The following is a 13301-nucleotide window of genomic DNA, read 5'->3' as shown; positions in this document are numbered from 1 at the left end:
ATTTTGCCTTAAGGCTTGTCTGTTTTTTTGTGGATCGCAGCCATCGGGCTGCCTCATAAAGGCGTGGCTAACATCTAGAAATATTAATTGGTGGGCTTGTGGATATGGAGCAGAGGTTGGCAGCCGTCCACTGGTAGAAGCAAAATCCGTCGCGGAGCGTTTTCTGTGTTAAGTCTCCGTCAGCCAATATTGCAAAGCCCGGCAACAAACAGAAAGCCACCCGCTTGGGTGGCCTCTATTAGCAAAGAATCAACCGGGCAAACGGCCAGCGAACTGGCGTATAAACTGCCCGTCTGCGTCCTCAATACTCAAGTCATAAGCGCGATTAGCATCCATATTCAAGAGCACAGACTTACCCGAAGTCAGCGGTTGCATCTCATCTTGCTGGCCCTGCCGATAACGCAACGTCTGGCCCTGCCCCTGAAGTTGTAAACCCTGACGGGTGCGCTCCAGAGTAACACTGACCTTTTCGTCCTTATGACCTTTAAAGCGACGGTGGAAACCTTCCGGCCCCATTAGCTGCAAGTCATAACGTCCCTCGATGAGTGGCCATTCGGCCCGTAATCTTCCCTTGGCTGCCAAGGTATAACGCCTGGGGATGGCGCCAAGATTCAATCGGTCGTAAACCTGCAGCACCACGGCCCGCTGACTGAGGTTTTGCATTTGCACCACCAGCTTGTCGGCTTTTATGCTGCAGTCGACATTCAGTTCGTACAGACAAGGCCGGTATGGTTTATGCCCAGGTAGCTGAGCAATCTCGGTTAACTTGGCCGGAATTGGCGGTACGGTACGCTGCTTAAACTCAGCAGCACGCAATGCATCCTGATAGGGCGCGGGTAAATGCGGAAAGCTGGTTTTGTTGGGATTGGCAAAATCAAAAGCACTGAGAAAATCCCCACAAACCGCCCGTCGCCAGGGGCTGATATTAGGTTCCATCACGCCAAAGCGGGCTTCCAGGAAACGGATCACCGAGGTGTGGTCCATCACCTCAGAGCACACATAGCCACCGCGGCTCCAGGGCGACACCACATAAGCCGGCACACGTGGCCCCAAGCCATAAGGTCGGCCTCTTAGTTCGGGCTTATCCAATTTGGCATTATGTTTGTCCGGGTGTTGATGGTATTCCCCCTGGGTCGAAATTTGTGAATGACCGGCAAAACCGCCATCCGAATCGGCATCTGGTGATGGGGGAGCTGGCGGCGGTACATGGTCAAAAAAGCCGTCGTTTTCATCAAACATGATAAATAACACAGTTTTAGCCCACACGTCCGGATTGGCGGTCAGCGCGTCCAGCATGTCAGCGGTATAGGCTGCGCCTTGCGCTGGACTCGACGGGCCGGGGTGCTCGGAACCTTCTGCGGTGGCAATCACATAAGACACCGCCGGCAAACGGTCGGCCAGTACATCTGCCTTCAGCCTGTCCAGTGCGCGGGTTGTCAGCGCACGTTTTAGCAACTCGGGGTCAGCGCCTTCGCGCTTGGCATAGGCATCACGGTAGGCTTTAAAGCCTACCAGCGGATTGTCGGTGAAGTTATCACCCATATCCTGATAAATAGTCCAGTCGATACCCGCCTGTTGCAAACGCTCGGGGTAGCTCATCCAGGTATAGGACTCTTTGGGGCCGTCATTTTCCGGCAGATTGTCATGGGAGTTGCCCACTGCCGGTCCGCCAAATTGGCCCTGACCATCATTGCAGCCGGTCCACAGAAACAAGCGATTGGGGTTGGTACCTGCGTGCATAGAACAATGGTAGGCATCACACAGGGTAAAGGCATCGGCCAGGGCAAACTGGAAAGGCATATCCTGTCGCTCAAAATAGCCCATGGCATGCATGTGTTTGGCATCCGGCCACTGGTCCATTCTGCCGTGGTCCCAAGCGAACTGCGCATCTGTCCAGGAATGTGGGGTACCTTCTATCCGCATATGGGCAAAGGTCTGGCGGGTATTTAACGGGAAAGGTGAAATCAATTCAGGGCCAGGCTGGTTGGTATTCAACTGGGTAAAGACCGTACGTTCGGCCATACCGGCAACAGCTTTAACCGGTGCCGGATAGGGATCAGAAAAGCCCCGCACCCCTGGCATAGTGCCAAAATAATGGTCGAAGGAACGGTTCTCCTGCATCAGGATCACCACATGCTGCACATCCTCAATCGTGCCGCTTTTTACTCGCGCCGGAATACTCAAGGCCCTGGCGATTTGTGGGTAAGCCATGGCCAGCCCCGCCACCCCGCTGCCGGCCAAAAACTGCCGCCGACTGATACCACTCATAACGAACTCCTGTGTTAACCCGACAGGCTATTCAGCCGGTCGGAAAAAACAAAACGGGCCGCAGCTGCAATCAACCACGGCCCTGCCATAGTCACCGCATTAGAAATCGGCGCTGATGGACAAGCTGACGGTACGCGGGGCTGACGGGAACACCGAGCCACTGTATACGCCGCTGATAAACTCCTGATCAAACAGGTTGTTGACGTTCAAACGTGCCGACAGCCCTTTCAGGTTGGGAGCGATATTGGCTAAATCCACACCCACGTAGAGATCCGATACGGTGTACGACGGTGCCACCTGGGCATTGTCGTAGTTAATGTATCTGTCACCCACAAAGCGCAGTGACATACCCGCACTTAGCACTTCCCCCATGTAGTCGGCCGCCACCACATACTGGGTTTTAGGTGAACCATGTACACGGTTACCGGCAACAACTTTGGCTTCTTCATCCAGCGCCGCGGAGCCCGTGCCGACAAAGGTGGCTTTATTGTAGGTGTAAGAACCAGAAAGACTGAAACCATTGCCCAGATTGTACGAGGCCATCATTTCCAGACCATTACTATCGATACCGCCCAGGTTGTAATACACCCCATCCACCTGGCTAAGGTAGTCGATACCTGTCACGGCACCGTCTTCGATAAACACAATACGGTTTTCAAAGGCAATATCGTAGTAAGTCACGGCGAATTGCAGGTCACGTCCTTCGTATCGCATTCCCACTTCAATATTTTCTGCGGTTTCTGGCTCAATACGCGACAACTCTTCTGCACTAGAGCCGCCAACGCGGTCTTTACTGATGGCAGAGAAGTTCTCGGAATAACCGGCAAACACCTCCAGACCTTCAACCGGCGTGATGTAGTTCACCCCAAAGGAGAATAAAGGATCAGAGCTGGAAGAGTGGGAGACAGGCTGATCGCTGCCGATAGGCTGATGATAGTCGGTGTCGACCTTAAACTTCTTCAAGCCAAGACGTGCGGTAAAGTCGCCCATATGCGCCACTTCTTCGAGGTAGTACATGGTCTCGTCAATTTGATATTCGCTGATGTACTGCACCCAGTAAGGCTTTTTATCGAAGGCCGGGCCAACCAGTACGTTGCTGATCTTGTGCCAGTCACGCGTACTGGACGATTCACCATCTTCATACCAGATCCCGCCGCGCAGGCTGTGCTCTATGCTGCCGGTGGTAAAGTGGTAAGCCACATCAGCAGTAATCCCCACCCTGTCATTAGTGTAGTGAGTATGGCGGTAAGACATCACAGGTAATACGTTGTTGGCATAGCAAGCCGGATCATTGTTTTTATTAAAGCCAACAGTAGGTACACAGCTGTCACTCGGCACTGCTGCGCTGCCATCCGGGTTCACAAAGAAGAAACGGTCAATCTGCGAACCGCCATATTGGGTTTCGCCACCAACAAACTCAGATTGCGGGTTGCCCGCGCCGTCGTCTTTAATATTAACCAGATAAGGCGGCACCCAGTCACCGCGCCCTTTCATACGGTGCTTGTATACCGAGGTTTGGAAATCCCAGTCACCAAAATCTTTTTCTACCTTTGCGTAGGCAAAAGTGTTTTCACGCAGGGCACGCCAGCCGTCCCGATAGTATTCATTGACCGCAGGAATATCCGTCCAGGTCATATGCAAAGCATCGTTACGCGGATTATTGTTGTAGTCATCCAAAGAGATGGTTTCAAACTCGTGTTCGTTGGCGTCGTTATAGGAGATAAAGCCGGTCAGCTTATAGCCGTCAATCTCGGAGGTGATTTTGGCCATACCATAATCACGGGTTACCTCAGCCGCATTGTTGATCCAGTCTTTTACCGACGACGATGAAGCACTGACAAAAGCATGGGTATTAGCAGCAATTTCGCCGGTGTCGTAGCGGAAGTAATATTTACGCGCATCCTGGTCGCCAAAGGCGGTAACCAAGCGCATGGCCTGCTCATCCAGCGGGTCACGGGTAATAAAGTTAAGTGTACCGCCCAGGGCTTCGTTGGAGCGTGAGCTGATATCGGCAGTGCCCTGACCCACTTCTACGGTTTCCAATTCCAGCACGTCAATATAACGGTTGGCTTTACTGCCGCCGCCATAGCTGGAACCGCCATTGGGCAGACCATCGATAGTCGTACCAATTTGGTTTGCACCGCCGCCAGTGTTAAAGCCGCGCATAAAGATTGCCGTCAGCCAGTCAGAGGCACCAAAGTAGTCGCCTTGGGTAACCAGTACGCCCGGTAGTTCATTTAATACGTCGTTAACCGAAGCTACTGCAGCCTGGCGTTCAATCATGGTGTCGGAAACATGAGACGTTGCGAAAGTTTGCTTTTGCCCCAGTACCACAATTTCATCAATATTTGAGTTATCAGCAGTTTCTGCGTTCTCCTCTGCGATAGCGGCCTGGCTGATACCAAGTGCAAGCGCAGATAAAGCGAAGCGTTTGAGGTTAATGTGCATCTGTGTTCCTTAAGTGGTTGTGAATCTTCGGGGCAAAGTTTTAACAACCTAAGATGACAAAAACATGATACTTTTATTGCTTTACGTTGTTTTGCATTGTTTTATGTTGGTTTTTATAGTGCTATATACGAGTTTAGCCATAGATTCACAGCGGGAGATCTTATGACCACGGCAGAGCGCTTAATCGAAGTCATGAATATTTTACGACTGGAACAGTCCTGCTCGGTCAATGAGCTGGCCAACCGGCTGAACGTCACCATGGAAACTATCCGCCGGGATATTCGTAATCTGGAGCGCGATGGTAATGTGATCAAGCTGCATGGCAGCGTGCGCTTGCCAGACGTGCTGCTTGAACCCAGCTACAAAAAACGCATCAATATGAATGCAACGCAAAAACAGGCTATTGGCCTATGCGCCGCCGATTTAGTGCAGGACGGCATGACAGTGTTTATCGACTGCGGTTCCACCAGCTATTGGCTGGCCAGGGCATTAAAAAAAGCGCGCGGGTTGCAAGTGGTGACCAACTCATTGGATATCACCAACGAAGTGCTGGGTCGCCAGGACTGGCGCTGTGTTTTTGTCGGCGGTCAGATGAATACCGACTACCGCGCCGCGCTGGATCAGGAAGCCATTAACCAGGCTCGCCGTTTTGTGCCTGACTTGCTGTTTATGTCTATCAGTGCACTTGATGCCGAGCGGGGTTTTTTGGATTTGAACCTGCAGGAAGCCGACTTTAAACGCTCCCTGCTGGGCAATGCCCGTAAAAAAATCGTGTTAGCCGACGCCAGCAAATTCAGTAAGGCCGGCGCCATACTCACCGCGGATTTCCAGGATATTGATATGCTGGTTTGTGACCAGATGCCGCAAGGCGAGCTTGCCGACGCCCTAAATCACGCCGGTGTGGAAATAATGGTGGCCCCGACTAAGGCTTAAGCACCAGAAAAAGAACACCACCTGCCAATTACCCTAGCGATCGTTTTCCTCGCACCTCTCGTATAAATCGCTCTGGCAACTCAGAGGAGCGATGGTGGCAGGAAAACACGGACTCTTTATTTTTAACCGTGACCTTAGGGTTCAGGACAATCTGGCCCTGCTAGCTATCTGTAAACAAGTGGATAGCCTGGATTGTATCTATGTGCATAATCCGGCACAGGCGAGCGCTGATGCTTATGGCTGTCAGCAGTTGGGGCAACACTCACAGCGATTCCTGCTACAAAGTTTGCACCAATTAGACATTGAGCTGCAATTGTTCGGACAACATCTCAAGGTGCTGTCCGGCCCTTTGCTAAGCAGCATCGACAACTATCTCCGGCACCACCAGATTGATCTGGTGGTACAAAGCGCTCCTTACGGCACCAACGAGCAACGCCTGGCAGATTCGCTGGCGAACAAGCTTTCAGACCTGGACATTGCGTATCAGCAGGTCTGGCAACATACGCTTTTTTCTCAGGTGCAACTACCCTTTAATCTGGAAGCCTTACCCGCCCATTTCACACCTTTTCGGCAAAAAATCGAGCCTCTTTTTCCTGACGTTGCCAACAGCCACGCACTGATTTCAATGCCACCACCAGCGACAAATGCTTCCCCCTTAGCGGCTTTTTTACAAGACACCAAACAACACATCCAAGACTTTCGGGGCGGCAATCAGGCCGGTATTGCCCATCTGGAAGCGTACTTCGGCACTGATGCACCTCTGACATACAAACAAACCCGTGACCAACTGGACAGTTGGACATCCTCAAGCAAGCTTAGCCCCTGGCTGGCCTGGGGCTGTTTGTCGGTGCGCCAGGTTTGGCAACAGATATTGAATTACGAACAGCAAAAAGGGGCGAATCAATCCACCTACTGGCTTAAGTTTGAGCTGCTCTGGCGGGAATACTTTCACTGGTATTTGCAACGTCATCAGCACAAGGTGTTTCGTTTCTCCGGCATCAACGGGCGTGCGCCGCTGACCACCTTCCATGCAGACTATTTTGCCATGTGGTGTGCAGGTAATACGCCTTATCCTTTGGTTAATGCCATCATGCACCAACTTAACCAGACCGGTTACATCAGCAATCGCGCCCGCCAGATTGCCGCCAGTTGCTGGGTAAACGAATTGCAAGGAGACTGGCGTTACGGTGCCGCGTATTTTCAACAACAACTGCTGGATTATGATGTAGCAGTTAACTGGGGAAACTGGCAGTACATCGCCGGGGTAGGCGCAGATCCTAGAGGTGGCCGCCGTTTTGATCTGGAAAAACAAACACGCCTGTATGATCCGGATGGACGCTACATCCGCCGCTGGCAGGGTCAGGCCACTTGCCAGCCATTGGCAACTAGGGATGCCGTTGGCTGGCCAATGCCGGCCTCGGGAGACGGAATATCGGCAGGCAGCCAAGCATGAGTGCGCCGAATAAGCCGCCCCTGAATATCGTCTGGCTCAAACGGGATTTGCGCTTGTCTGATCACGCCCCCCTCTGCCAGGCAATGCATGCTGAGCATCCGGTGTTACTGGTCTACATTGTTGAGCCCATGCTCTTGCGCGACCCCCATTACGATCTTCGTCACTGGCGCTTTATTTACCAGTCGCTGGCCGATATGGCGCGACGGTTGCCCCCACAAGCGCTATTGGTACTGGAGGGGAAGGCCCTGGATTGCTTCAATCAGTTGGCCAGGCTTTACAGTATCAGGCAGATCTGGAGTTATCAGGAAACCGGCCTGAGCAATACCTTTGTGCGTGACAAAGCCGTTGCTACGTGGTGCCGGGCCAACCACATAACGTGGCAGGAGTTTCAAACCGCTGCGGTAATCCGTGGCCTGCCACACAGAGAGCACTGGGATCAAGCCTGGCAACAAGTGATGCGCGCGCCCCTTAACCAGGTGCGACTTGAAGACATTCCCTGGCTGTCGGCAGATAGCGAGCGGCTCGCATTATTAACCAGGTTCAACGCACCAGACAGTTGGCAAAAAACCGATCCGCACTTTCAAACCGGCGGAGAAAGGGCTGCGTTTAGCACGCTCAACAGTTTTTTTGCCGGGCGGGGCAAAAATTATGCGAAAGCCATCTCCAGTCCCGAACACAGCCGTGAAGGGTGCTCGCGCCTTTCCCCTTACCTGGCATGGGGCAACATCAGTTTGCGTCAGTGCTATCAGCATCTGATCCAACATTGGCAACGCCCTGGCTGGCGCTATGCGCTAGAGGCCCTGTCATCCCGCTTGCACTGGCACTGCCACTTTATTCAGAAGTTTGAAAGCGAATGCCGCATGGAGTTTGAGCATATTAACCGCGGCTATAACACGTTACCTTACCTGCAAGGCCCAGATACCGAAACGCGCCTGGCCGCCTGGCAACAGGGGCAAACTGGCTACCCTCTGGTTGACGCCTGTATGCGCTGCTTACATGCCACGGGTTACATCAACTTTCGTATGCGAGCGATGCTGGTGAGTTTTCTTTGCCATCATCTGATGCTCGATTGGCGCCTCGGTGTCGCCCATCTGGCCCGGCTGTTTCTCGACTTTGAACCCGGCATTCATTATCCGCAGTTTCAAATGCAGGCTGGCGTGACCGGCACCAACACCATCAGAATTTATAACCCGGTTAAACAATCAGAAGAACAGGACCCGCAAGGCCACTTCATCCGTCGCTGGGTTCCCGAGCTCAACGACCTACCAACCGCCCTGATCCATCAGCCCTGGCACATCACACCCATGGAACAGCAGATGTATCAGGTGCAGTTGGGAGTAAATTATCCCTTGCCCCTGGTAGATCTCCAGCAAAGCGCCCGGCATGCCAGGGAACTGCTGTGGGCATGGCGAAAACGCAGCGAAGTAAAACGTGAAGCCAGCCGCATTCTGGCCCGGCATGTGAGGCCTGGCTAAATGAAAAGAAAGGGGAAAACCGTCAGTAAAGCCAACCTGCCCACCAAGGTCTGCATGCAGTGCCAGCGCCCCTTTAGTTGGCGCAAGAAGTGGCAGAAAAATTGGGACGAGGTGAATTTCTGCTCGAAACGCTGCAAACAACCACAGAAAACAGATATGTAAATACTCGGTTACATGATGCGGGTTGCGCATGGTGCGTTGAGCTGTTTCAATTCTCTGCCAATGAGCCAAAATAACTGGCTGATCTAGCTAACTTTATTTCAAGCAACAGCGCCTCACTAACGCTGTTTGAGATTCAGGCACCTGAAGGAAATAACAAGATGAAAAAGACCACCCTTGCCCTGTTATTGGGTTCACTCTCTACTCTCGCCGCAGGCCCGGCGTTGGCCGGTACCAAAATGCTGCAATCCCCCACCATCAGCGATAGTCATATTGCTTTTGTGTACGCGGGTGATATTTACCGCACCGATAAAAAAGGACAGAACGTTACCCGCCTAACCAGCCATGCAGCAGAAGAAAATCAGCCGCATTTCTCCCCAGATGGCAAATGGCTGGCCTATACCGGCGCTTATGACAACAATCAGGACGTGTATATTATTCCCACTCAGGGTGGTCAGCCACAGCGCCTGACTTGGCATGCGGGTAGAGATGAGGTGGTTGGCTGGTCCAAAGACGGCAAAGCCGTGCTGTTCACTTCCTATCGTGAAACCGCCAATGGCCGTACCGGCCAGTTGTATCAGGTGAGTATCGAAGGCGGTCTGCCAGAGCAGATTATGCGCGCCACCGTGGCCGACGCGGATTTGTCTGCCGATGGCCGTTACCTGGCCTATAATCCCCATCAACCGGCCCATCGTGGCGGCAGTGGCTGGCGTAACCACCGCGGCGGCACTACCCCGCCGGTGTGGATTTACGATCTGAAACGCCATAGCTACGAAGAAGTCCCTCACGGCAATTTCAGTGACACTAACCCCATGTGGGTCGGTGACAAGGTGTATTTCCTGTCTGATCGCAATAAAAGCCGCCAGTTGTTCGCCTTCAACAAAGGCAAACTCAACCAGGTTACCGACAACACCCAGTGGGACATCACCAGCGCTGATGCCCACGGCGATGAGGTTGTTTATGCACAGGGCGGCGAGCTCTATGTGCTGGACAGCAAAAAAGGCCGCAGCACTAAGCTGGATATCAGCCTGAATGTGGACTTGCCGCAGTGGCGCGCCGAGTGGAAAGACGCCATGCCGTCGATGACCAACGCGGTGCTTTCGGCCACTGGCAAGCGGGTCCTGATCAGTGCCAGGGGCGAGATTTTCAGCGTACCGGTAGAAGACGGTGCTACCAAAAACCTTACCACCAGCAGCGGTAAGAACGAGCGTGACGGCCTGTGGTCACCCAGCGGTGAGGAGCTGGTGTATATCACCGATGAAAAAGGTCAGTACCAAATCGTGGTCGCCGACCAGTTTGGCCAGGAAAAGCGCCGCTTCGCCGCTACCGACAAACCTGCCGATGTGTATCTTCGTCATATCAGCGGTGACGGCAAACACCTTATCTTCAGCGATTCCCGCCAAAAGCTGTGGTTAATGGCGCTGGACTCAGGCAAGAAAACCGAGGTGATGGAAGATATCGCCATGCTGGGTTTTGACAGCGCAGTATCAAATGACGGTCGCCTGCTTGCCTATACCAAGCGCAATACCAACTATCTTGCCGACCTCTATGTGTATGAGATTGAAACAGGTAAACACCACAAAATCACAGACGGGATGAGCAACAGTGCGCTACCCGCTTTCAGCCCTGACGGTCAGTACCTGTACTTTGCCTCGTCCACCAACAGTGGCCCAACGGCCTTTTTCCTGGATATGAGCACCCAGGAAAAACCACAGCGTTTCGGCCTGTATGCCGTGGTTTTGGATAAGCAGGGTAAATCGCCACTGCTGCCTAAACTGGCCGATGAAGAGGCAAAACCTGACGACAGCGATAAGGATAAAGACGCCAAGGACAATAAGGATAAAAAAGACGACAAGGATAAAGCCAGTAAAGCCGCTGACCTCGATGGCGTAGCGCAGCGTGTGGTGGCCCTGCCGGTAGATAAACGTTTCTACACTAAGCTGGCGGTAGGCAGTGACAATAATCTGTATTTTGTCGAACACAGCCAGGCCGGTGCCGCGGTGGAAGCCAGCGGCAACCCCGAGCGTGACGCCGATCTCAAGCGTTTTAATCTGGAAAAACGCGAAGTACAGGATGTAGAAAAGCAGGTGTTTGATATCAGCACCTCCGCCGACGGTAAAGTGCTGTTGCTGACCGGTAAAGGCAATAAGCTCAGCACCGCCAAAGTCGGCGACAGCATTAAAGCCACACCACTGAAAACCGCCGGGGTGCAGGCCCTTATCGACCCAAGACAGGAATGGGCACAGATTTTTGCCGAAGCCTGGCGTAATGAGCGCGACTACTTCTACGACGCCAATATGCATGGCCTGAACTGGCAGAAAGTTTATGAACAATTCCTGCCGCTACTTAAGGATGTGGGACGTCGCGAAGACCTGAACTGGCTGATCCGCGAGATGATCGCGCAAATGGAAGTCGGTCATAACGTGGTATACGGCGGTGATGGCCACAAAGAAAAGCCGGTGAAAGTCGGCATGCTGGGGGCGGATTTCAGCATTGAAAAAGGCCAGTACAAGATTGCCCGTATCTTTACCGGCGAGCGCTGGAACCCTGAATTACATGCACCACTGGCAGTGCCCGGCATTGATATTCAGGAAGGTGACACCCTGCACGCCATTGACGGCCAGCCGCTGTCTGGCAAAGACAATATCTATCGTCTGTTAACCGGCAAGGCCAATACCCAGGTACGGCTGCTGGTCAGCAGCAGTGGTAAGGAACAAGACGCCAAAACTGTGGTGGTGGAAACCCTCGACGACGACCGCAAACTGCGCCACTGGCACTGGGTGGAACAAAACCGCCAGTATGTGTGGGAGAAAACCAATGGCAAAGCCGGTTACGTGTATTTGCCCAACACCGCAGGGGCCGGTTACACCAACTTTAACCGCATGTTCTACGCCCAGGCCGACAAACCGGCCATGGTGATTGACGAGCGCAGCAACGGCGGCGGCCAGGCCGCCAACTACATCACCGATGTGCTGTCACGCCAGTATCTGGCCGGGTGGAAATACCGCTCAGGCAGTATGGTGCTAAGCACCCCGGCCACCGCCGTATATGGCCCCAAAGTGATGCTGATTGATCAGGATGCCGGCTCCGGCGGTGACTTCCTGCCTTACAGCTTTAAACGTATGGAGCTGGGTAAGCTGATTGGCAAAACCACCTGGGGTGGCCTGATTGGCGTGTCGGCCAACCGTAACTTTGTCGACGGCGGACGCTTAAATGTGCCGCACTTCCGCTTCTTCACCCCCGAACATGAATGGCGGGTAGAAAACGAAGGGGTAGCACCGGATATTGATGTAGAACTGGATCCTGTGGCCGTTAACCGCGGCGAAGACCCGCAGTTGCAGCGCGCTATTGCCGAAGTACTGAAAGATCTGGAAAGCTACAAACCAGTACGCTTTGACCAGGCACCGGCTATGCCCAAAGAAGTGGGTAAGTAAGGTGTTAGTATGCCGATGATGGTGTTTGGGTTATCGGCATAATGACCTAATTAAAAAAGCTGCAACTTGGGTTGCAGCTTTTTTTTGGTTTAGGTGGTTTATATTTGAGTCCGCAAGCTTTTAGTTACACGACTTCCTTGTCTTTTATGACACGCCTTCCGTGGCGCGCCAGTACCATTTACAACAGACATCCTGCCAGTTTGCCCTGCGGGCCAGCTAAAGCTGTTCAATCTGGTTCCAGACCGCCCCACTAATGGAGATTAAATATGTTTCACCACAAAGGACGCGAAGTGCACGAAGGGCAAGGCCGATTGTCTACTCTTCGTGTTCTTCTGATCTTCGTGGTAGAGAAATAAATACTGTGAAAAGCGAGGGGGAAAAGCTTTGGCTAAGTTGACACATTACCAAAATCGATGAACCTGACTGATCCTGCCAACGCCTAAAAGCGGCTGGAAAGCTCCCAAAGTTGGCACTTATTGCCTGACTAGGGAAGCTGACTGTCATGTTAAATACCATGCTAGAAGTGACGAGAAATGGCGTGAAAATATCGCATAATTTATTGACTTGGGACCACAGTCACTTGTTAGGTGCCGTTTTGATAATTATCCAATAGCGCAAAAAGCTCTTCTGATTTTTCGATATGAACAGGGATATGTATTTCGCCCTTTTTACCTGCATCGACAATTACCACTGGCATTCCATTACTATTAAATGGAAAGGCTTTTTTAATTGAAACTAACTCAAAACTTCTTTTGAACAGCCAGTAATTTCTTCCTGTTATTACCCCATTTTCTATAGTAACTCTCGCACACTTTAATAGTGCGCTGATTAAAAAAGCAAAAGTTAAGCTAAAAACGAAAATAATAAAAAAAACGACAGGAACATGCGATAGCTTTATATGCTCAAAAGTTACGGCCATATCGAAACCTGTAGAAACTAGTCGAACTAGCATCAACACAATAAATCCAAAGGACAAAATAACAAACAGTTGCCGCGTCATAAATTTCGCAAGCTCTTTCCATTTAACTTCGTAGACTTCCAACTACCTCTCCTAGGCACCTAACGAATGATATGGACTCCCCCTTTCCCGGAGTTTTGCCAAGCTTATATGGCAACCATTGAGGAGAACTG

8 protein-coding genes are annotated in these 13301 nt (G+C 52.2%); 5 read left to right on the top strand and 3 right to left on the bottom strand.

Annotated features, from left to right (window positions below; translation table 11 throughout):
- Window positions 1-249 precede the first annotated feature (249 nt).
- Entirely contained in the window at window positions 250-2268 is a 2019-nt protein-coding gene (locus KJY73_RS12890) for a phosphocholine-specific phospholipase C (protein WP_214344133.1), read from the bottom strand.
- Between the two features lie 99 nt (window positions 2269-2367).
- Window positions 2368-4716: a TonB-dependent receptor gene (locus KJY73_RS12885; protein ID WP_232848592.1), complete on the bottom strand. Its 2349-nt coding sequence runs from the start codon at window positions 4714-4716 to the stop codon at window positions 2368-2370.
- 162 nt (window positions 4717-4878) lie between these two features.
- On the opposite strand from KJY73_RS12885, the gene KJY73_RS12880 reads away from it, so the two are divergent.
- The 5 genes from KJY73_RS12880 to KJY73_RS12860 all read left to right on the top strand — a co-directional run bounded on the left by KJY73_RS12880 (window position 4879) and on the right by KJY73_RS12860 (window position 12170).
- Complete coding sequence (locus KJY73_RS12880) at window positions 4879-5649, top strand: DeoR/GlpR family DNA-binding transcription regulator (RefSeq protein ID WP_214344132.1); 771 nt, start codon at window positions 4879-4881, stop codon at window positions 5647-5649.
- Between the two features lie 94 nt (window positions 5650-5743).
- Window positions 5744-7102 carry a DASH family cryptochrome gene (locus tag KJY73_RS12875; protein ID WP_332874202.1) on the top strand — a complete coding sequence of 453 codons (1359 nt, stop codon included), beginning with the start codon at window positions 5744-5746 and terminating at the stop codon, window positions 7100-7102.
- The gene (locus tag KJY73_RS12870) at window positions 7099-8577 is read left to right on the top strand and encodes an FAD-binding domain-containing protein (protein ID WP_214344130.1); all 1479 of its coding nucleotides are present in this window, start codon (window positions 7099-7101) and stop codon (window positions 8575-8577) included. The genes KJY73_RS12875 and KJY73_RS12870 overlap by 4 nt, the downstream gene beginning before the upstream one ends.
- A complete protein-coding gene (locus KJY73_RS12865; protein ID WP_214344129.1) occupies window positions 8578-8739 on the top strand; it encodes a DUF2256 domain-containing protein in 162 nt (53 codons plus the stop codon).
- 158 nt (window positions 8740-8897) lie between these two features.
- Entirely contained in the window at window positions 8898-12170 is a 3273-nt protein-coding gene (locus KJY73_RS12860) for a S41 family peptidase (RefSeq protein ID WP_214344128.1), read from the top strand.
- A 583-nt stretch (window positions 12171-12753) separates the two neighbouring features.
- Here KJY73_RS12860 and KJY73_RS12855 read toward each other — a convergent pair.
- Window positions 12754-13212, bottom strand: coding sequence for a hypothetical protein (locus tag KJY73_RS12855; RefSeq protein WP_214344127.1), 459 nt, complete (start codon window positions 13210-13212; stop codon window positions 12754-12756).
- Window positions 13213-13301: the final 89 nt, after the last annotated feature.

Origin of the sequence: Bowmanella yangjiangensis (assembly GCF_018531185.1) — a bacterium.
Classification (GTDB): domain Bacteria; phylum Pseudomonadota; class Gammaproteobacteria; order Enterobacterales; family Alteromonadaceae; genus Bowmanella; species Bowmanella yangjiangensis.
This window is presented reverse-complemented; position numbering and strand designations above follow the sequence as displayed.